The sequence below is a fragment of the Streptomyces sp. NEAU-YJ-81 genome (assembly GCF_017592595.1).
Taxonomy (GTDB): Bacteria; Actinomycetota; Actinomycetes; order Streptomycetales; family Streptomycetaceae; genus Streptomyces; species Streptomyces hygroscopicus_B.
Window position 1 is genome coordinate 209,234 of sequence record NZ_JAGFNO010000017.1, and the last position, 21,716, is coordinate 230,949.

The window sequence follows — 21,716 nt, forward strand, 5'->3', positions numbered from 1 at the left end:
ATGAGGGGTACGCCACGCGCCCGCTCCACCGACAAGCGCTACTACGGCGTCGTCGAAGCGCTCGTGGTGGAGAACGAGGGCGATGACGAGGGCCAGGTCAAGCTGAAGTTCCCCTGGTTCGACGACACCACGGTCACCGACTGGGTCCGGGTAGGTCAGCTGTACGCGGGCGGCGGCTACGGCTCGGTGTTCGTCCCCGAGAAGGGCGACGAGGTGCTTGTCGCCTTCGTCCACGGGGACATGCGGTACCCGATCGTGCTCGGCGGCCTCTACAACGGCGAGGACAAGCCGCCGACCGCCCGCACCGAGGGCCGCGACCAGAAGATGATCCGGACGCGGCACGGCCATGAAGTGCTCCTGGACGACACCGAGTCCAAGGCCGCCGTACGCATCACCTCCGCCGCCGGACACGTGGTGGAACTGGACGACCAGGGCAAGGCGCTCCGGATCACCGCGGCCGAGGGCGGCAGCGTCACCGTGACGGCACAGGGCGAGATCACCCTCAAGGCGCCGAAGGTGACGGTCGATTCCCCCTCCATCGACCTCGGCGGCGGCGCCACCGAACCGCTTGTGCTCGGCAACGCGCTGCTCCAGGCGTTCAACACCCACACCCACCCCTCCGCCGCCGGGCCGACCGGCCCGCCCACCCCGCCGCTCACCCCCGCCGTACTGGCCAAGAAGGCGAGGACGGCATGAGCGAGGAGTTTCTCGGGACCGGCTGGCGGTTCCCGATCCTGCCCGACGCGTCCGGGCGGCTCGGGTACGCCGTCGGGGAGGAGAGCATCGAGCACTGTCTGCGGGCGCTGCTGCTCACCGGCACCGGCGAGCGGGTCATGCGGCCCGAACTGGGCACCCGCGCCCATGAGTTGGTGTTCGCCCCCGGCAGTGTGCAGAACCTGCGCGACCTGGAGCAGTCGATCGCCGCCGCCGTCCGTGACCATGAGCCGCGGGTGGAGCTGGAGGAGGTCCGCGCGGAGGCCGACCCGGCCGATGAGTCGCGGATCACCGTCTCGGTCGTCTACCGCATCCGGCGCAGCAACACCAAGGCGAACCTGGTGTTCCCGTTCTACACCGGCCTCACCGGCTTCACCGGGGGCATCTCATGACCCTGCCCGCACCGAAGCTGGACGACCTCACCTGGGCCGACATGATGGCGGCCATCCGCCGCCGGATCCCCGCCGAGTCGGACGGCACCTGGACGCTGCACGCGCCCGTCGACCCCGGTGTCACCCTCCTCGAACTCTTCGCCTACCTCCTCGAACAGCGGCTGTACTGGCTCGACCAGGTGCCGGACGCGCTCGTGGTCGCCATACTGCGGCTGCTCGGCCTCGAACCGCCGCGCCCCGCCCGGCCCGCCGCCACCGTGCTGCGCCTCGCCGCCCGGCAGGAGGGCACCGACGTACCCGTGGTCCCCGCCGGGACGGCGCTGACCCGGGACCCCACCGGGCAGGTGGTCTTCACCCTCGACGACGACGTGGCCGTCCTCCCGCTCGCCGAGGGCGGTGAGGTCACCGTGTGGACCGACCGCGACCGTACGGCGGACCTGCGGGCCCGCCGCGGCATCGCGCTGCTGGCGAGCGACGGCGCCCCGGCACAGGTCCGGTTCACCCTGCCGCTCACCGGGGCGCACCCCGCGCCCGGCCCGATCGGCCTGCTCGTCGAGCTGGACGCGCCCGCCGCGTCCGCGCCCTCATGGCTGCCCGGGGCGGTCGCCGACGTACCGCCTCCGGCGGAGCTGACCTGGTCCTGGTTCCGGCCGGGCACGGACGTCTCCGGCGGATTCGAGAAGGTCGAGGACGGCACGGCCGGGCTCAGACGGTCCGGTGTCGTCCGGCTGCACCCCTCGGCCGACTGGACCACACAGGACTCCGGGCTCCTGGTCTCGACCCCGGCCGCCACCTACACGGCCCCGCCCCGCCTCCTCCAACTCGCCGTCAACGTGTCCGCCGCACACCACCGCACGTACCGCACCGCGAGCGGCGCCGACCTCCGGGAGCAGATCGACGCCTGGCTCAGACTGCCGGGCCAGCACCTCGTCCTGCCGGGCGCCGCAGGCCGCCTTCTGGAGGCCACCCTTCGGCTGGCGGGCCAGGAGTGGCAGCCGGCGCCGGACTTCACCTTCGGCGCACCGGCCGACCGGATCTTCGTGCTCGACCGGGCCGAAGGCGCGCTGGTGTTCGGCGACGGACTCACCGGGCGCATCCCCCGCCCGGACCCGGACGCGCACATCGACTACGTCACCGGCGGCGGCCGGGGCGGCAATGGCGGCATGACCGGCAACTGGCTGCCGGCCGAGGACCTTCCGGCCCCGCCGGGAGCGGTCTCGGCCGCCAACCTCGTACGGGCCGAAGGCGGCGCGGACCCGGAGACGATCACCGAGGCGCGCCAACGCGCCGCCGCGTCCCTGGGGGAGGTGACCCGCGCGGTCACCGCCGACGACTACGTCACCCTGGCTCGTACGACGCCGGGCGTCGCCATCGCCCGCGCGCACCCGGCCGTCGGCGAGCACCCCGGCTTCCCGTGCGCCACGGTGCCCGGCGCGGTGACCGTCCACATCGTCCCGGCCGCGCCCCGCGACGACCTCACCCGCGACGACTTCGTCGCCGCGCCGCTCCCCGACCCCGGCATGCTGTGCGCGGCCGCCGCCCGCCTCGACCAGGCGCGGCTGCTCACCTCCGAGGTCTTCGTCCGCGCGCCCCGCTACCGCGAGGTGACGCTGCGCGTCACCCTGTCCGGGGACCCGGCCGACCACACCCGCGTGTCCACCGTGCTCACCGCCGCGCTGCGCCGCTTCCTAGACCCGCTCGTGGGCGGTGAGGACCAGGACGGCTGGCCGTTCGGACAGCCGCTGCGGCCCTCGGCCCTGCTGCGGGCCGCGCAGCGGTCGCTGGGGGACCTCGCGGACGTAGCCGCCGTGGCGATCGGCCTGGACGGGGCCGAACCGGACGAGGAGTGCGACGAGGTGCCGCTCGGCGCGGGGGAGCTTCCCGTCCTGCGGACGGTCCACACCCGGATCGTGCCCGCCGCCGAACCGGGGGAGGGGCTGGCATGACCGGGGACGTGTGGTGGGAGAAGGACGCGCGGGAACGGGAGAGGGAGGACGGGCGGATCGTGCCCGGCCCCGGCCCGACCGGCGGCCGGCCCGAACTGGTCGACGCGACCCGCGAGGCCGTCCGCGCCGACGTACGCGGCCGGATCGCGGGCTACACCCCGGACTGGACCGACCCCGACCGGCAGGACGCCGGTGTCGCCCTCGTCCGCCTCTTCGGCACCCAGGCCGAACCCGTGCTCGGCCGCGTCAACCGGCTGCCGGAGAAGGTCCTGGCCGAACATCTGGCGACGGCGGGCGTGCGCAGGCGCCCCGCCGGTGCGGCGGCGGCGCTCCTGGAGTTCACCGTCAACCCGCCGGAGGGCGCCTCCGTGCTCGTCCCCGCCGGGTTCCAGAGCGCTGCCTCGACCCCGGCCGGGCAGGTCGTCTACGAGACGGATCAGGACCTGTACGCCACCCCGGCCGCCCTCGCCGACCTCGCCGTCCAGGAGGCCGGAACGCTGCAGGCCCTGCCGCTGGGCCCGGCCGGGCCCAGCCGCCCCTTCGAGCCCTTCGGCCGCGACCCGGAGCCCGGCAACGCGCTGTGGATCGGACTCGCCGGGCCGGCCGCCCCCTACCCGCGGCTGTCGCTGGGCTTCGTGGTCGTCGCCGCACCCCCCGCCCCCGCGGCCGCCGGCGGCGCGGCGCCCCTGCCGCTGCCGCCCGCGCCGCTGCTGCGCTGGGATGTACTGGACGGCGCCCGGCTCGTACCGGCCGAGGTGATGCGGGATTCCACGGCCGGGCTCGGCGCCGACGGGACCGTCGAGCTGAGGGTCCCGCGCTCCTGGGAGCCGGGCAGTCCGTCCGGTACCCGGCCCCGGCTGCGCTGGCTGCGCCTGCGGATCGCGCACGGCGCCTTCGCCGGACCCGCGCCCGTGCTGTCCGGACTGCGGCTGAACGTGGTCGCCGCCACCGCCGCCCGCACCATCCGGGACGAACCGCTGCAGCCCGTCCAGGACCTCGCGGCGGCCGGGCGGCGGCGCATGAAGCTCAGTCAGGTGCCCATCCTCGCCGGATCGGTGGTCATCGAGGTCGACGACGACACGGGCGGCGATGTGTTCGGCACCACGGCCGGCACCACGGCCGGCACCACGGCCGGCACCGCGTCCCGGTGGCGTGAGGTGGAGAGCCTGGCCGGATACGGCGCCGACGACCGGGTGTTCACCGTGGACCACGAGAGCGGCGAGGTGACCTTCGGGGACGGCGTCAGCGGCGCGGCCGTCCCGCCCGGCTTCCGCAACGTCCGCGCCGTGCGCTACCGCGTGGGCGGCGGCAGCGCCGGCGCCGTACCGGCGGGCGCGGTGAACGGGGTGGTGACCGCGCTCCCGTTCGTCACCGGCGTGGGCAACCCCTTCCCGGCCTCCGGCGGAACGGACGCCGAACCCGACGCCGACGCCATGCGCCGCGGCGCCGGTGAACTGCGGGCCCGCGGCCGCGCCGTGGCCCCGGCCGACTACGGGCAGCTCGCCACCCGCGCGCCCGGTGCGTCGGTGGCCCGCGCCCGGGGCGTGCCCGGCCTGCACCCCGACTTCGCCGGGGTGCCGATCCCCGGCGTGGTGGGAGTCCTCGTCGTACCGCCGCTACCGCCGGGCGACGACGCGAGCGAACCGCCGGTCCCCACCGCCGCGACCCTGCGGGCCGTCGCCGACTTCCTCATCCGTGAAGCCGCCCCCGCCGGAGTCACGGTGGTCGCCGCCCCCGCGCCGTACCGCCGCGTCGCGGTGGAGTCCTGGGTCTCCCTCGACCCCGACCTCGACCGGGCCGCGGTCCTGGCCCGGGCCGGGGACGCGGTGCGCACCTACCTGGATCCACTGCGCGGCGGGGAGGACGGCGCGGGCTGGCCGTTCGGCGGCGCGCTGCGCCACACGGCGCTGGTCCGGCGGCTGCTGGCGGTCGAGGGGGTGCTGGCCGTCACCCGGCTCGCGCTCACCGTCGACGGAGTGCGCCGCCCGCCCTGCACCGACCACACCCTCCCGCCCCACACCCTGATCTGGCCGGAGCGCCCGCTGCTGATCCCGGTAGGAGACCGGCCATGACGTGCACCCCGCACCCCGCGACCTTCCGGCTCCTCGACGCCTACGTCGGCTGGGACGAGCCGACCGGCGGCGAACCGGGCGTGGACGGCATCGTCGGCTTCGACGACCCGGCCGGCCTCCGGCTCGCCCACCAGGGCGCCGACCCGGAAGGCCCCACCCGGGACCAGTTGCTGCCGTGGTTCCCCGACCCCCGCCTCGCGCCCGGATGCGGACCGTGCGGCTGGTACCTGCTCGTTCCCGGCGAGCGGCGGCTGCTGCGCCGCGATATGTGCAGCGGTGCCTTCACCCCCGTCTGGCCACCCGGCTGCGACCCCGGCCCGCTGCGCGAGCCGGTCTCCGTCGCCGCGCGCGGACACCGGCTGGCCGTGGTGGAGTCCGACCGGGTCCTGGTGTGGCGCCGCGAAGGCGAGCAACTCGCCGGTGTGATCCGGGCCGAGCGGCCCCGGTGGGCCGCCCTCGGTCCCGGCGACGACGTCCTGGTGGCCTGTCAGGGCGGCACGGACCTGCGGCGGTTCGACTCGACCGGCGGCTTCCGCGGTGTGCTGCGCACCGACGCGCCCGGCGAGGTCATCGGCCTGCGCACCGGACCGGAGCGGACCGTGTGGCTGCTCACCGACGACGGCGGACGGCTCGGGATCCACCGGGGCGGTCTTGGCCGCCCCTTCCGCCCCGTCACCGTGGACGAACTGGCCGCGGACCTGCCGCCGTCCACGCTCACCTCGGCGGACGAGGACGGGTTCTGCCTGAGCGAGAAGGGCCCGGAGGGCCCCGAGACCAGCTGCTTCACCTGGCAGGGCCTGCCCAGGGACCCCGCGCCACCGGCCACCGGCGCGTATGTGACCAGCGGGTCGTACCTCACCACTCTGATCGACAGCGGCATCTCGCGGTGCCGCTGGCACCGGGTGCGCGTGGACGCCGACGTGCCCGCCGGGACGGCGGCCGCCGTCGAGATCGTGGTGAGCGAGGACGGGCGGTACGAGGAGAGCGACTGGCAGGCGTCGGTTCCCGGCGCCACGGACTTCCTCGTCGACCAGCCGCCCGGCCGCTTCCTCCGGCTACGGCTGCGGCTGTCGGGCGACGGCGGCTCGACTCCGGTTGTCCGCCGGATCCGGCTGGACTTCCCCCGGGTCACCAGCGCCGATCTGCTGCCGCCCGCCTTCCGCGAGGACCCCGCGGCCGACGACTTCACCGAGCGCTTCCTGTCGCTGTTCGACGCCACGCTAGCCCAGCTCGACCGGGTGATCGAGCGGTATCCGTCGCTCCTGGATCCGGCCGGTGTGCCGGACCAGGCGCTGCCGTGGCTGGCCGGTCTGCTGGGCCTGTCGTTCGAGGCGGGCTGGGACGCCCGCACCCGGCGCGCGCTGCTGGCCGCCGCCCCGGAGCTGTACCGGCGCCGGGGCACGCCGTGGGCGCTGCGGGAGGCGGTGCGCATCGTGTTCGGGGTGACTCCGGTCGTCGACGAGCTGGCGACGGATCGCCGCTGGGCGTGGCTGCGCGAGGCGCGGCAAGGAGGCGGACCGGCCCAAGGGCTCGGCGCAGTGCGGCTGTTCGGCCGGTCGGCGAGCCGCTTCCGGGTCGGCGGCACGGCGCTGGGCGCGGCGCCGCTGCGCGCGTTCGGCACGCCGGACAGCGACCCGTTCACCGCGCACGCGCACCGGTTCCGGCTGCTCCTGCCCGCCGGATCGGCGGACGTGGCGGCGCTGCGACGGCTGGTGGAGCGGCAGGCGCCCGCGCACACGGTGGGGTCGGTACGCACCGGCGGCGCGGGGTTCGTGGTCGGTTCGCGGTCCACGGTCGGCGTGGACACCGCGTTCGTTCCGCTCCCGGCGCCCGTACTGGGCGGTGCGCACCCCGTGCGGCTGAACCGCGACGGGGTGCTCAGGCCAGGACCGAGAGGGTTGCGCCGAGGGGTGGGCGTGGGAGTCGTCTCCGCCGTCGGCATTCAGACACAAGTGTCGTGAGAGGACGGGGCGATGACCGAGCCAGGAACACCGAGGACCGAGGAGTTCGACGCGCCACCACTGCGCCGGCTGCGGTACTTCCACGGCCAGATGCTGGGTGCGCGGGACTTCCAGCGCGAACAGGATTACCACCGTGAGAAGTTGAGACTGCGCATGCGCTGTCTGCTCGGCTACGGCGTGGTGTGCGGCCTGCACGTGGAGCCGGTGCCGCGGGACGAGGACGACTGCCCGCCGGACGACTCCGCCGACGAGTCCACGCGGCCCGCGGAGAGCGCGGAGGAGGGCGGTACCGAGCCGGAGCGCACCCGGCGCAGGGCCAAGGTGCGGATCACTCCCGGTCTCGCCGTGGACTGCGAGGGCAACGAGGTCGTGGTGCGCGGCGGCTGCGAGATCGACCTGTGGAAGGCGCTGCCCCCGCACGAACGGGACACCGACACCGTCTGGGTCGGCATCGAGTACGCCGAGCGGCCCGTCGAACCCACCCGCGCCGTCTACAACGACGCCTGCGCGGACACCTCCGACTGCGAGTTCGGCTGGACCGAGGAGTGCTACACGGTGCGGGTCACCGGGTGCGAGCCACCGGTGGACGAGCGCTGTGACACCTGCTGCTCCGCGTGCGAGCACAAGGTGCTGTGGCTGGCCAGGATCACTTACGTCGACTGGTACGAGCCGGTGCGCCGCGACCAGATCCATATGAACGTACGCCGCCCGTTCGGCCGCCATCTGCCTACGGTGATCACCGGCATCAACTGGATCCACGGACACACCTACACCATCGACGAGGCCAAGGACCTCCTCGGCACCCAGCACGAGGACGGCGGGCTCGTGGTGCGGTTCTCCGCCGACGTACGGTCCGACACGCTGCGGCCCGGTGTGGTGGAGCTCCAGGTGATCGAGGGCGGCAGCGGCCGCAACGCCTCCACCTGGTACATGGGCGGCACCTTCACCGAACCGGACCCGGAAGCCGACGAATGCGACGAGTTCACCCGGGAGTTCCGCTACCGCCAGACCACCCGCGAGACGCTGCAGGACGGCGACCGCGTACTGATCACCGTCCGCGCCGCGTTCCTCCTCGACCGCTGCTGCCGCCCGGTCGACGGCACCCACGTCGGCGGACGCGTCCCGGTCATCCACACCGGCGCGACCTTGTCGGCCGCGCACGGCGACGAGTGCTGCGACCTCCCGCCCTCGGGCATCGGGCCCTGGACGTCCGGCACCGGCGCGGGCGGGGACGTCTTCGAGAGCTGGTTCTTCGTGAAGGAGCGCTGATCATGCGAACAGACTGCGGATGCGGCTGCGGTGGCGACGCCACCCGGACCTCCGCCTTCGTACGTCCTCGCTTCTTCGCAGGGCAACTGCTGACCGAGGACGATCTCAGCCTGCTGGTCGAGTACACGACGGCGAAGGCCAGACTGCACAACCGCTCCCTGTACGGGCCGGGTGTCATCTGCGGCCTCGGCGTCACCTGCGACCCGTGCGGCGGCGGAACCGTGGCGGTGCACCCAGGACACGCGCTGGACTGCGCCGGAAACGACATCGTGGTGCCCTGCGCTGAGCGGGTCGACGTCCAGGCACTGGTGCGGGAGCGGCGCATCAGCGGCCTCGGTGTGGACTGTGGGGAAAACTGCGCCGACAACGCCGACGAGGGCGGGCGCCGTTACGGGCTCTACGTGCGCTATCGGGAGCTGCCCGTCGAGCCGGTGGCCCCGTACGCCACGGAGGAGCCCTGCCCCTCGCCCGGATGCGTCCCCTCCAGGATCCAGGAGGGGGTCCAATTCGTCGTCAAGTGCGACGACTTCGAGGACCACCGCCACAACCCCGGCACCCGGCTCCTCATGAGCCTCGGCGACCTCGCACGGGCCGACCGGGCCCGCACCCGCGACCGGCGGCTCGGCCACTACACCGACGCCCTGACCGTCGCGTCGCTCGCCACGGGCCGGGCCTTCCGCTTCGACGCCGCCGACGCGGGGCGGTACGCCACCGCCCTCGCCTGGCTGCGCGAGAACGCGGGCGGGGAGGGCCCGCCCTCCCCGCCGACGGCCCGCGAGATGACCGAGCACGTCCGCGCGCTGGCCGCCGCCGTCGCCCGGTACGACACCTACGACCCGGCCGGACAGGAGCAGCTCGGGAGGGACTACCCGGACCTCGCCACCGTGCGGGAGGCCCGCGGCGTCCTGGGCACGGCGTGCGAGCGGCTCAAGGGCGCCGACATGGAAGCCTCGTGGCCGGACCCGCTGCGCCGTACGATCGCCCGCGCCGTCGTCACCGAGACCGCGGCCCGCGTCGTACCGGAGCGGGGCGACCCGGACGCGCCGCTGGAAGTGCGGATGCTGGCCCAGGGCACACCGCTCGGTCACGCGCTGCGGGTGGAGTTCCGCGCCGACCTCGGCCTGATCCGGGAGTGGCTGCTGTGCCGGCTGGACCAGGCCGCCGACCTCGCCGACTGCGCGCTGCGCACGGACGTCGCCGCCGTCGACGTACCCCCGCTGCTGCCGCCCCCGCCGCCGGACAGCACCGAGAAGGCCACCGTCGCCGAGGTGCAGCAGATCGCGGAGGCGGCCGCGGCCCTGGGCACCGCGCTGCGCCGGTTCCTGACCGACGCGGCGTGCGCCACGCTCAACCCGCCGTGCGGTGACTGCGCCGACACCGACGTCCTGCTCGCGCGCCTGGAGCTGGACGGCTGCGAGGTCGTGCGGGTCTGCTCGGCCACCCGGGAGCAGGTGCTGCCGGGCGGATCGGCGTACGGCGAGTGGCTGCCCAAGCTCTACCGGCTGCGGGAACTCGCCGAGCGGGTGTGCTGCCTGCCCGTTCCGCACCACCAGAAGCCGACGCTCCCGTCCGAGGGACCGGTGGCGCGCCCGTACGCGGACGACCTGCTCGGCGACTGGCCGCGCACCGGGGACCTGGAGGAGATGCTGTCCCTGCTGCTGACCCCCGCACCCGGCGAGACACCGCCCAAGGCGCTGCACGAACAGGTCTACACGACCCCCAGCGAAGTCACCGACAGCATGCAGGAGCTCGCCCGGCTCAGGACCCAGGTCTCGGACCTCACCGCCGCCGTGGAGGGGCTGCGCACCCAACTGGGCAGCGCCCGGACGCAGATGACCCACCTGGAGGGGCAGGTGCCGGAACGGCTCGGGCCCCGCCTCGCGGACCTCGAAGGCACACCGGACCGAGCGGCGGACCAGGGACCGGATCAGCCGGACCAGCCCGACCAACCTGGACAGGGGCCGGAGCAGGGGGCCGAACCCGCCAAGCCCCCGGCCAAGCGCAGCCGCTCGCCCCGTACCCGAAAGCCCGGTGAGACGCCATGACGGGCCCCCTGCGCCCCGCCTTCCACGAGGGCCAGGTGCTGGCCGCCACGGACCTGTCGGCCACGGTGGAGTACGCGCGCGCCGGGGCCGCCCGGCACGCGCGGCACCTGCACGAGTGGGGCATCGTCGAAGGGCTCGGCCTCGCCACCGAGCCCCGTACCGACCCGCTGACGGGTGTCCGCCATGTCGAGGTGAGCGTCTCGGCGGGGATCGCCGTCGACGGGACGGGCCGCGAAGTGGTCGTCACCGAGCCGGTCGTGCTGCGCGAGAGCGACTTCGAAGAGGTCAACGGCGCGGACCAGCCGACGGACGAGCCCTACCCGGTCTTCCTCACCGCGGCCGACCGGGAACCGGCCCAGCTCCCGGGGCCGGTCTCCTGCTCCGGCAGCGCCACGAAGACCCGGGTCGAGGAGTCGTACCAGATCCTCTTCGGGCGCCTCGGCGACGAGCGGCTGGCGGCGGAGCAGCAGCCGCCCGCGATCGGCGCCCCACCGGCCGATCCGCCCGCCCGCTGGCTCGTCCTGCTGGGCTATGTCCACTGGGCGGACGGCCACTTCAGTGGCATCGAGACCACGGCGCGCGGCGTCGCGGCGCGGTTCGCCGGAGTGCGTGCGGACACCGTCTCGGCCCGGTCGGGCGCGCTGACCCTGCGGACCGGCACGGAGGCCGAGGAGGGCAAGCCCGCCCTCGTCCTGTCCGGCGGCGATCAGCCCACCCTGGTCTTCGGCCTCTACCAGGGCGGCGGCGCGGTCGCCCCGCTGATGACCGTGGCGGCCAACGGCAACCTGACGATCGAGGGCAGCTTCAGCGGCCGGATGCCGGCCGGCAGCACGCTGGTGACCTCCGGGACCGCCACCGACGGAATGCTGCTGCCGCTGCCGTCCGGCATCACCCCGGAACAGGTCGCCGACGGGCGGGTCGTGATCCATGTCCATCTCACCCCGCGCACACCGCCCCTGGCGGGCACGATGCTCTACAGCCCGGTGGAGGTCGCTGTGGACGGAGACCGGCGGGTCCGCTGCCGGGTGCGCCTGTACGACCCCCTGAAGGCCACCCCCGAGGTCGTCGAACAGCCCGGTGCGGTCGACTTCCTCGTCCTGGCGACGGTCGCGCCGACGAACGGCGGTGGCTGACGATGGCACTTTCCGTGGTGTACGCCGTCGACACCGGCCACGTCGTGGGCGCGCTGGCTCTGACCGGCGGCGCTGCCCCGGACGAGGTGGCCGCGCTCGTCGGCCGCGCGCTGCCGTTACGCGTATCCCTGGACGGAGGCCGCGTCGCGGCCCTTCCGCTCAGTGCCCGGGACCTCGCCGTGGCGGCCGTGGACGACGAACCGGCCGCCCTCGCCGAGCCGTTGGCCTTCGGGGTCGAGATGACGCCCGAGGGCAAACCCAAACCGGCGCTGGTGCGGCTCGCGTCGTGGACCGACGGCATCGCGCTGGCCACGGACGGGCTCACCGTCACCGTGAAGGTCGCCGTGGCCCGCCCCACCCCCGTGGTCGCCCTGGTCTCCGACGAGCAGGACACCCATGTGCTCGCCGGGGAGATCCCCGCCCAGCAGACCCAGGTGAAACTGCCGGTGACCCTCGTGGCGGACAGCGTGCACGGTGTGCTGGTGCTCGCGGCCGGCTGGGCGGGCCACTTGGGGAAGGTGAGGGTGACGTGAGCGCGCCCACCGCGCCGACCGCCAGCGGGACCGGCGAGACCGGCGACGACGGTGAGCCCGGCGAGATCACGGTGCACCGGTGCACCGTGACGGTGGTCCGGCGCGGTGGGTGGAGCTGGGGGCCCGAGCCACGCGGCCTGGTCCGCCAGGTGGTCGAGGCCCTGCCTGAGTTGCTGGCGGATCACTTCGCCGAGCGGCTGGCGACCGACGGGCCGGATGTGGAGATCACCGAGCCGCTGACCGTCACCGTCCGGCCGGGCCGGGACGGCTGGTCCGGTCGGACGGCGGGCGGTGGGCCGCCCGTCGAGGTCCACTTCGCGCCGGTGCCGATGGTGGAGGTCCCCGCCGAGGCGCCCGGCACCGGCACCGACACCGACGCCGTGTCGTTCGAGGAGTCCTTCGCGGCGGCGCCGGATCCGTGGACCGCCCCGAGCGCCGCCGCGCTCTTCGCCGAACTCGCGGAGCGCGGCGAACTGGACGCGCTGCTCGCGCTGTTGCCGGACGTGTCGGTACGGGCGTATCTGCCGGCCCTGCTCGGCGTCGACGACACGGCGGCCGCCCGGCTGCTCGCCGAACTCGTCGGGCGCGTCCTCACGGCAGGCCCTCCGCCCGCCGGTCCGCACGGCGAGGCCGCCCGCCCCGGGCCCGCCGAGCCGCTGCCCGAGCGGCTGCGCGCGGCGGTCGCGGGCGCCGACACTGCGGACCTGCCGCGGCTGCTCGCCGACTTCCTGGCGTCGGCGGACCGTGCGGAGGCGGTACGGCTGATCCAGCCCCCGGCCGGTCCGTACGACCCGGGTGCCGAGGAGCCGTCCGGCGCGGCGGGCGGCACCGGCGCGGCGGGCGGCACCCCCGCCGGGGCGAGCACCGCCGCCGGGGTGCGCACCACCGGCGAGGTGCAGGTGTGGTCCGCCCTGCCCTTCCTGCTCGCCGGGCCACTGGCCCGCATCGGGTACCTCGACGCGATCCGGCCTGCCCTGTCCGGTGTCGAACTGGCCGAGGACGCACCGCTGTTCGCGGCAGCCCTGGCGTACAAGGTGCTGGGCGCCACCGCACGGGGCTGGCGGCGCACCGAACGGGACAGCGAGGCCGCGGCCGCCTTCGCCGGTCTCTCCCCACCCCTGGACGAGGAGCGGCTGACCGCCTTCGCCCGGCAGGTGCGCCCCGCGCTCCCGGTCCTCGACGGCGTCCTGGCGCTGTCCGTGTGCCGCGGCCACGCCCCCGCCGACCCGCTGCTGCTCACGGGCGCCGACGACGGACTGCTTCTCATCGACGCCCACGGCATGTTCCCGATCGCGTGGGCCGCGGAGGCCGCCGGGCTGCTGCCGTACTGGCAGTTCTGCGGGCATCCGCCCGTGCTGCTCTGCGACGGGCCCCTGCCCCCGGGGACTCTGCGCGACCTCGCCTCGGCGGGCGTGCCGTTCCTCACCGGCGTACGGCCGCTGCGCGGCGACCCGGTGGCGCGGCTGCCCTGGCGCACCCCGCTGTGGAGCGCGCCGGGCACCGCACCGGACATGCGCCTCGCCGCGGAGCTGCCCGCCCACGCCCAGCGGTGCACGGACCTGGTGACCGCCCTGGTCACCGAGCGCCGGGCGGTGCCGCTCGGCCAGGACGGCGGTCTGGAGCGCACTGTCACCCTGGCCGCCGCGCTCGGCCTGTCCACGATCGCCTGGACGCTCTGGCGCGAGCGCGAGACCCCGGATCCGCTCTTGGCCCTGGACCGCTTCGCCGACCTGGAGGCCACGGTGCGGTTCGAGGCCGCGGCCGTCCGGGTGCGCGTTCCGATGGGACGGCGCCATGCGGACCTCCTGCGCGGCGGCCTGCTCGCCGATGTGCCCGACGTGGCCTGGCTGGGAGGCCGGACCCTGACCTTCTCGGCCGGGTGAGACACATGGGCGAACCAGCGCTTGAGCATCTGCGGATCCGGCTGGCGGGCCTGCACCGGGCGCTGCGGGCCGCCGTCGAGCGCCAGGCGGCGCTCGCCGCCCGGCTCACCAGGCCCGACCTCACCCCGTACTGCGTGACCGACGAACAGGTCGACGTACTGCTCGGCGAGGTGCACGTCTTCGCCGACACCATGGCCGAGCCGTACGCCCCCCGGCAGCCGGAGCCGGAAGCCGAACGGGACCTGAGGCGGCGCGCGTCCGCCGAGGGCACGACCCTGCCGCTGGACGCGCTCGCCACCCGGTTCGGCCTGACCCGCGCGGAGCAGGACGCCCTGCTCCTGGCCGCCGCGCCCGAACTGGACCGCGGCTATGAGCGGATCTACGCCTACGTCGTGGACAACCTGAACCGGCGGCTGCCGAGCGTGGAGTTGCTGGTGGCCGTGGGCGCGGACGGCGCGGCGGCCCGCCTCGCCCTGCGCCGCGCCCTCGGCCCGGCCGGGCCACTGCGCCGGTACGGGCTGCTGCGCGCGCACGGCGAGGCCGCGGTCGAACTCGCCCAGGAACTGGTCCCCGGCCCCGGGGTGCTGGACTTCCTGCTGGGCTGGGGCGGCGACGTGGGACTGCTCGGCCATGACCCCGGCGAGGTCGCGCCGCCGGAGCCCCGCGTGCTGTCCCCGTACCTCTCCTCGGACCGGCTCACCCGGCTGGGCCGGGCGCTGGGCTCAGGCGACCTCGACCTGGCCGGGCTGTGGGGCTGCCCGCCCGACGGCCAGCTCGACGCCGTACAGGCGCTGGCCCGGGCCGCCGGAGCGCCGCTGCGCACCCTGACCGCCGACCCCGAGGCCGATCTGCGGACGGCCGCCGTGCTGGGCGCCGTGCTGTGGATCCCCACCGACGACCTGCACGGCGAGGGGCAGAGGCCCGCCGCCGACGCGGTGTCCGCCGCGCTGCTGCGCTCGCGCGTGCCGGTGTGCCTGACCGGCCTGAAGCCCTGGCGCCCGGCGGGCCTGCTCGCCGCGCGCGCATACGCCGAACTCACCGTGCCCGTCCCGGGGTTCACCGAGCGCCGGGCGATGTGGTCGGCCGCGCTCCCGGACCTGAACGGCACCCTCCTCGAAGACCTCGCCGTTCGCTACCGGATGAGCGGCGGCGAACTGCGCGCCGTCGCCTCGGTCGCGGACGCCGGGGCGCGCCTGGCCGGCAACGGACACCCGGAGCCGGTCGCCGACCACGTCGAGCCCGCCATCGCCACCGTCACCCGCGGCCGCAGCGGCAGCGCCGTCCACGCGATCACGCCCCGGCGCACCGTCGGGGACCTGGTCCTGCCCGATGTCCAGTTCCGCCAGATCCTGGAGATCGCGTCGGCCTTCCGCGCCTGGCCCCGGATCGCCGAGAGCTGGGGATTCGCCCGCCGCTCGGGGCACGGCGGGGTCAAGGCGCTGTTCACCGGGGAGCCCGGAACCGGCAAGACCATGTCCGCCGAGATCGTCACCGGCATGCTCGGCCTGGAACTGCTGAAGGTGGACCTCGCCCAGGTCGTCTCCAAATGGGTGGGGGAGACGGAGAAGAACATGGAGATCGCGTTCCGGCAGGCCGAGGAGAGCCACGCCGTGCTGCTCTTCGACGAGGCCGACGCCCTGTTCGGCAAGCGCGGCGAGGTGAAGCACGGCACCGACCGCTACGCCAACCTGGAAGTCGGCTATCTGCTGCAACGCCTGGAGGCCAGCGACGGCCTGGTCATCCTGACCAGCAACCTGAAGGACAACATCGACCCGGCCTTCACCCGGCGCTTCCACTTCGTCGTCCACTTCCCCCGCCCGGCCGCCGCCGAACGCCGCAGACTGTGGCGCCTCGCCTTCCCCGAGGAGGCCCCGCTCGCGCCCGACGTGGACCTGGAGGCCCTGGCCCGCCTGGACATGACGGGCGCCGCCATCGCCGCGGCGGCCCGCACGGCGGCACTGGCCGCGGCGGACGGAAGCGGCGATACGATTACCATGCGCCATGTCGTACGTGGTGTGGCACGCCAGTTCCAACGCGAGGCCCGCCTGCTCCGCCCGGCCGAACTAGGCCCGCACGCCCATCTGCTCGACGACGGAATCCCGGGGTGAAGCCGATGCTGCCCACCGAACCCCCGCTCTCCCTCCACCGCCTGGTGGCCCCGATCCCACCGGCCCGCCCCCAGGAGGTCGCGACGGCGGTCCGACCGGGGCCGGCCCCGAGCCCGGCACCGACTCCCGCTCCGGCGCCCGTGAGCAATGCGACGGTGGCCCGCGCAGCGCACCCTCTTGCCACGGTGGGGACCTCGCTCCTGGCCGGTCAGGACCAGTCGGGGAACGCGGCCGTGGCCCATGCCGCGCTGCGGGCGGTGCCGGTCATGGCGCCCGTGCCGCAGACCACGACCCCGAGGCCGTGAGCCCCGGCCTCCGGTCCCCCGGGGACCGGAGAGCCACGCACCACAATCCCAGGTGCTTCAGCCGCCCCCACGCGAGGCGGCCCGACGCTGGAACCCCTCGATCATCGGGACCAGTTCGCGGATCTCGGCCACGGTCTCTTCGTCGACCGGGTCGGTCCGCACGTTCGCGGGGTCCCATGACTCGTTCTCCAGCCAGTCGACGTACTGCGTGTGGTGCTCGTGCAGGACGGCGAGCAGGGAATCGCCGCAGCGTTCGACCTCGTTGTGCGGCTCGACGTCCTTCCAGATCCCGAATACGGTCGTCCGGCCCGCCCCGAGCTCGGAGAGGCTGTAGCAGTGCACCCGGCCGCCGTGCTCGAGGTTGACGTTGATGCCGAGGAACAGGGGGACCAGGTCCGGCTCGCGGGCGAAGACCTTGCGCGTGATGTCCGCCATCGGATCGGGCCGCTCCGGCACGCCACCGCGATCGGGGGGTACGGCCAGACGCCAGGGCAGAAGGGGGAAGTCCACCATGAGGTCCAGGGAGTGGGGGCCCGCATCGGCGAGCACGAAGAACTCCTCCGGGAAGCCGACGCCGTAGCACTCCCGAACCACCTCCTGGGGCCCGAGTCCGTGCGTGTAGAGGGCCCTGGCCAGGCTTGCCATCGACGCGTAGTCGTCGCGTGACGACTCGGCGCGCAGCCGCCGCAGCGCGTCCTCGGTCACTCCGGCCCCTCTCCGGTCCGCTCGGCCTCCATGATGCTCGTCAGCAACGGGGCGAGCTCGCCCCAGACATTCTTGAGCGCGTCGGCGGTCAGCGCGGTGATGATCCGGCGCGTCACCTTCCGGGCCTGCTCGACCACCTGCCCGGCCTGCGGTGTGCCCGCCTCCGACAGAGTCTGGGCCAGGTGCTTGGCGTCCTGCCTGAGCTTCTTGGCGCGAGTTCTGATCACCACGCTGTGCACGGTCCGCCGAGGATCGTCGGCCATCAGCTTGACGACTTCTTCGACATGGACGAAGACGACGTCCTGGAGTTGGGCCTGTAGCTTCGCCCATGCTTTCTTGCTCACGCCCTGCGGCTTCGGGGTGGACAGGATGAACTCCTGGGCGAGCCGGGTGGCGCTGGCCATGGACTGCGACTGGAGCACCAGCGCGTAGGCCCGGTGGCTGCGACGGGCGATCTCCTCAGCGCCGAGTCTCGGATCGAGACCTTCGCCGTGCTCGGCGCCGACGACGTTCCGCGGGGTCACGGAGAGACCGCGCTTGTCGTCGCCCGGGGCCGGGCTCGTGGTGGTGCCGGCCAGGGGCGCGTAGACGATGGAGAAGCCGTCGCCGAACAGCTCCATCAGTTTGATCTTGAGTTTCCGGCCCTCGGCACCGCCGATGGGGTACAGCTCTCCCTGGGCCTCGAGCAGGCCCTGGGTCCGGGGATCCTGGAAGATGCCTGGGGAGCCTTCCTTGTCCCACGCCTTGATGAGCATGTTCGGCTCGGTCGGGTAGAGCATCTGCGTGTACCGCTTGTCGATGGCCTCCCGGATCGCCCGGTCCACCTGGTTGGAGAGCGTCGTCAGCTGGACGGTGCGGGGGTCGGCGTCCTTCTTCCAGTCGAAGTTCTCGAAGGTGTAGCCCCCAATGGTGAGCAGCGGGTGCTCCCGCATCTCGCCCAGCACCTTGGTGTAGGCGGCGAGGACGCCCATCCCCTTGGTGGTCGACACACTGGTATCGGCGTCCTGGCTGACGATGTGGACCTGCTTGTTGGCCTTGCTGAGGATGTCCACCGCCTTCTTGGTGTACGAGGAGCCGAGCACCTGTTGGCGGAAAACGCCGTACGGAAGCGCCTTCTTGTCGCGCAGGCCGGATTCGTTCTTCTCCGCGAGTTCCCGCTTGCCGTCCGTTGTGAGGCCCCGGTACTTCGCACGCACCTCGGCCAGGGGGGCGTCGCCCTGCTCCCTCCCGCCCTGGACGCGGACCCACCGGGGCGTCCAGACGAAGCCGAAGACGGCCGCGACGAGCTTGTTCGGCGGATTGACCATGCCGATGGCCGCGCTCAGCTCGCTCTTGTTCTTCTCGGGATTGAGGCCCTCGAAGGCGTTGACGCCGATGACGACGGCGGTCCTGGCCGCGGCCATGTCCTCCGACCCGCCCCCGGGGACCTCCCACGCCGTACTCAGATACCGGGAGGCCACCGCGGGGTTGCTCTCGATCTCGGAGGGAATGGCCGCCATATTGACGACGAAACCGATGAAGGGGTCGTTGCTCTGCCCGGCGGGCTTGACCTCGTGCAACTGTGCGACCGTCGGTCCGTACCTGTTGACGTCCATCCGGCCCTGCGCTCTGGCGATCTTGTACGGGAACTCGTCCTCCGACAGGGTCTCGACCGGCGTGTCCTCGCTCGGGTTGATGGTCACTCTGATGCGGTACTTGCCCTCGGCGATCTTCTTGAGCTGGATCCGGGTGAGGCCGTGCCGCTGCTTGATCGGACCGAGACCGCGCCGCACCGTCTTGACCGTGGCCGCTTCCTCGTTGAGCAAGTGCGTCGCATCGCGCACGGCGGCGTCCAGGGCGCGCTTCTTGTCCGCCGCGGACCGTTTGTCGGGGCGTTTGGCGGGCCGTTTCTTCTTCGGGTCGCCCCTTCGCTTCGGCCGCCGCCGGTCGGGACGGCGCCGCTGGTCCGGACGTTTCCGCCGGCGCGGGCTGCCCGGCCGCTTCCGGTCCGGGCGGCGCTTCGGTTTCGGCTTGGGCTTCTTCTTGCCGACGGCAGACTTGATCTTGGACCACACCTTCTTCACCAGGCCCACGATCTTGTCGATCACCCAGTCCACCGCCCGGTTCACCGGTTTGGACATCGCTCGGACGATCCCCTTGACGCGGGACGCGATCCCGCCCACGCCCAGGATCGCGGCGAGGACGCCCAGCAGGACCGGGATGGAGCGGGCCAGGGCCTGCTCGATCAGGCCCGGTACGCCGCCCTGGCCGCCCCTGGCGATCGCGATGACCGCGTCGAGCACGGCGTTCACGAACTCGAAGATCTGGCGGGCCTGGGTGACGATGAACCGCACGATGTCGATGATCAGCTTCACCGCCCGCACGAACGCGGACGCGGGGTTGAGCAGCGAGATCACCCACATGATCCCGGCGACGACGATCGTCGGCGTGACATAGGCGATGACCTTGTCCAGCAGGTCCTTGCGCAGATCGCCCACGCGCGTCTTGAGGTCGTCCCACATCCCGGCGACGCCCCGCTTGCGGACCTCCGCGACCAGCGGCACCGCGGTCTCGGCCGCCGCCACCGCCGGTTCCATCTTCGGGACCTTGCGGACGATCCGGGCGCGGATCGACTGCCAGGTCAGCCCGAGCAGGGAGGCGAGCATCTTCAGGACGCCCTGGGTGTCGAACTTCGGCGGCAGTTCGATGCCCGCCTCGGCCGTCTTGCCGAGCAGCCAGGACAGAATGCCCTGCTGCAGATGGCGGCCGATGTTCCGCAGGAACTGCCGCAGACCGGCGCCGACGGCCGAGACCAGGTTGCGCAGGAAGCCGATCGGGTCCTTGAGGATCAGCATGACCGCCGACGCGGCCTTGGCGAGGACCGACAGCAGCAGCCGCTTCAGCTCCAGGATGGTGTTGATCACGGCCTTGACCGCGTCAACGGCCTTGGCCACGAGGCCCTTGTTCTTCTCCTTCTCCGCGGCGATCTCGTCGTCGACGGACTTGAGCGCGTCGGTGTACTTGGTGGCCAGTGTGTCGACGAGCTGGGTGCCCTTGTCGTCCACGGACTGGGTGAGTTCGTCGAACTTGTCGGTGAACTCGGCCGCCGCCTGCTGCCCGATGGACCGCAGGTCGGCCGGGAGTTTGCGGACCGCGGCCTGCAACTCGGACCGGCCCCGCACGATGCGGTGCTTGGCCCGGTTCAGCTCGGCGCCGATGGTGTCGGCGACGTCCGAGATCACCTGCCGCATCCGGCGGACGTAGTTGTCGCGGGCCTCCTCGAAGATCTTGTCGGCTTCGGCGGGCAGTCCGGCGAACTTGTCCCGTACCCAGCGCAGTTTGCCCGTCGCACCCGAGTACCGGCGGTCCTTGTACTCGTCCATCTTCCGCTGGTGCTCGGCGGTGAACGCGTCCCGCGCCGCCTTCTCACCCCTGCCGAACTGGTCGTCGACCAGCTTGTCGAGGCCGTCGAGGATCGCCTCGACGTCCTTCTTCATCGTGTCGAAGACCCCTTGCAGAAGCGTCGTGACCTGGGTTCGCTTCTCCTCGTCCCGGCCCTTCGTGCCGCCCTTGCCCCGGTCGACCTGCTGCCCGGTCCGCGCCCGCTGGGCGCCCATCGCGCCCATGGCGGCCGCGCCGAGCCGCTTCGCCTGCGCGGTGGCCGCGTTGAGCTCCTTCTTCTCGTGCCCGCGCATCCGGCCGGGGGCCGCCTCGGAGTGGCGCTCGGCGGCCTTCTTCGCGCCCAGCGCCTCCTTGAACGTGGGCTCGTTGGACTTCTGCAGCTGTCCTTCGGTGACCTGCGCGCCCACCATCCGCTGCTTGAGCTTGGCGGGGCCCGCGGACATGTCGGTGGCCGACGGCGGCAGCTTGTCCGGTACGGCGTTCGCGGGATTCGGCGTGCCCGGGGCCCCCGGGGGCCGGTCCGAGGTCAGCGGTACGACCTTCTTGGGGACGGCCGCCGAGGTGTCCGGCGGGGCGGCGGTCGTCGTGGCGATCTGCTCGGCCGAGTCCGACTTGCCCTGGCCGACCTTGCCGTGCACCTCCGCGCGTACCTCATCTGCCTTGCCGGAGTCGGCGAACTTGTCGGCCTCGTCGAGGTTCTTCGGTGCCTTCTCGGCGATCGCCTTCTCGACCGCTCTGATGAACGCGTCCTTGTCGAAGTCCTTCGGCTTGGCCTCGTTCATCTTCTCGGCGTTGGCGGTCTTGCCCTGTGCCTCCTCGTCGTCCCTGGGCGGCCGGGCGGCGTCCTGCGCGGCCCCTGCCTCCGTCCTCGGGGGTGGGTGCGAGCTCGCGACCGAACGCTTCTTGCGCCGTACGTCCTTCTTCAGCGTCGCGAACTTCGGATCCGCGCCCGGGCCGGGGCGTGCCTTCGTCTCCGGCGCGGCGGTTGAGGCCGCGGGGGTCGCCTCCGCTGCCTCCGCCGGTGCCGGTTCGGCCGTGGGCGGCTGCCGAAGGCCGGGCTCGGTACGCCGAGCCGCCGCGACCGCGCCATTGCCGACCGTGTCCTGCCCGGCAGGCGGCAACCGGGCGGAGGAGGGCGGCAGCGCCGCCGGGCCGCGTCCGCCGGACAAGGCGGCCGTCACCGCCGCGTTGGACGGAGGGAACTGGGGTCGTGCGGGGCCGTGTACTTCCGGCCGATCCTGTGTGGGGACAGGCACCGTCTTCGACACC

At 73.6% G+C, this 21,716-nt stretch carries 13 protein-coding genes; 11 read left to right on the forward strand and 2 right to left on the reverse strand.

Annotation, left to right across the window (positions count from 1 at the left end; all coding sequences use genetic code 11):
* The 11 genes from J5X86_RS30835 to J5X86_RS30885 are packed head-to-tail and all read left to right on the forward strand — an operon-like array spanning position 1 to position 16,056.
* Positions 1 to 696: a phage baseplate assembly protein V gene (locus J5X86_RS30835; RefSeq protein ID WP_237299472.1), complete on the forward strand. Its 696-nt coding sequence runs from the start codon at positions 1 to 3 to the stop codon at positions 694 to 696.
* Complete coding sequence (locus tag J5X86_RS30840; RefSeq protein ID WP_119993565.1) at positions 693 to 1,106, forward strand: GPW/gp25 family protein; 414 nt, start codon at positions 693 to 695, stop codon at positions 1,104 to 1,106. Before J5X86_RS30835 ends, J5X86_RS30840 begins: the two co-directional genes overlap by 4 nt.
* On the forward strand, positions 1,103 to 3,052 hold the full coding sequence (locus tag J5X86_RS30845) for a putative baseplate assembly protein (protein WP_208519975.1): 1,950 nt from the start codon (positions 1,103 to 1,105) through the stop codon (positions 3,050 to 3,052). Before J5X86_RS30840 ends, J5X86_RS30845 begins: the two co-directional genes overlap by 4 nt.
* On the forward strand, positions 3,049 to 5,124 hold the full coding sequence (locus J5X86_RS30850; RefSeq protein WP_208519976.1) for a putative baseplate assembly protein: 2,076 nt from the start codon (positions 3,049 to 3,051) through the stop codon (positions 5,122 to 5,124). The genes J5X86_RS30845 and J5X86_RS30850 overlap by 4 nt, the downstream gene beginning before the upstream one ends.
* Entirely contained in the window at positions 5,121 to 7,085 is a 1,965-nt protein-coding gene (locus tag J5X86_RS30855; protein WP_208519977.1) for a phage tail protein I, read from the forward strand. Before J5X86_RS30850 ends, J5X86_RS30855 begins: the two co-directional genes overlap by 4 nt.
* Before the next feature lie 12 nt (positions 7,086 to 7,097).
* A complete protein-coding gene (locus J5X86_RS30860) occupies positions 7,098 to 8,354 on the forward strand; it encodes a hypothetical protein (protein WP_208519978.1) in 1,257 nt (418 codons plus the stop codon).
* A 2-nt stretch (positions 8,355 to 8,356) separates the two neighbouring features.
* Entirely contained in the window at positions 8,357 to 10,399 is a 2,043-nt protein-coding gene (locus tag J5X86_RS30865; protein WP_208519979.1) for a hypothetical protein, read from the forward strand.
* Positions 10,396 to 11,532 carry a hypothetical protein gene (locus tag J5X86_RS30870; RefSeq protein ID WP_208519980.1) on the forward strand — a complete coding sequence of 379 codons (1,137 nt, stop codon included), beginning with the start codon at positions 10,396 to 10,398 and terminating at the stop codon, positions 11,530 to 11,532. Before J5X86_RS30865 ends, J5X86_RS30870 begins: the two co-directional genes overlap by 4 nt.
* Before the next feature lie 2 nt (positions 11,533 to 11,534).
* Positions 11,535 to 12,065 (forward strand): hypothetical protein, encoded by a 531-nt coding sequence (locus tag J5X86_RS30875; RefSeq protein WP_208519981.1) that lies wholly within the window; start codon positions 11,535 to 11,537, stop codon positions 12,063 to 12,065.
* Entirely contained in the window at positions 12,062 to 13,948 is a 1,887-nt protein-coding gene (locus J5X86_RS30880) for a hypothetical protein (RefSeq protein ID WP_208519982.1), read from the forward strand. The genes J5X86_RS30875 and J5X86_RS30880 overlap by 4 nt, the downstream gene beginning before the upstream one ends.
* 5 nt (positions 13,949 to 13,953) lie before the next feature.
* Positions 13,954 to 16,056 carry an ATP-binding protein gene (locus J5X86_RS30885; protein ID WP_208519983.1) on the forward strand — a complete coding sequence of 701 codons (2,103 nt, stop codon included), beginning with the start codon at positions 13,954 to 13,956 and terminating at the stop codon, positions 16,054 to 16,056.
* 362 nt (positions 16,057 to 16,418) lie between these two features.
* Here the strand turns inward: J5X86_RS30885 and J5X86_RS30895 are convergent, their stop codons facing one another.
* Both J5X86_RS30895 and J5X86_RS30900 read right to left on the reverse strand, forming a co-directional pair.
* The gene (locus J5X86_RS30895) at positions 16,419 to 17,066 is read right to left on the reverse strand and encodes a hypothetical protein (protein WP_208519985.1); all 648 of its coding nucleotides are present in this window, start codon (positions 17,064 to 17,066) and stop codon (positions 16,419 to 16,421) included.
* Positions 17,063 to 21,628, reverse strand: coding sequence for a hypothetical protein (locus J5X86_RS30900; RefSeq protein ID WP_308124782.1), 4,566 nt, complete (start codon positions 21,626 to 21,628; stop codon positions 17,063 to 17,065). The genes J5X86_RS30895 and J5X86_RS30900 overlap by 4 nt, the downstream gene beginning before the upstream one ends.
* Positions 21,629 to 21,716 lie beyond the last annotated feature (88 nt).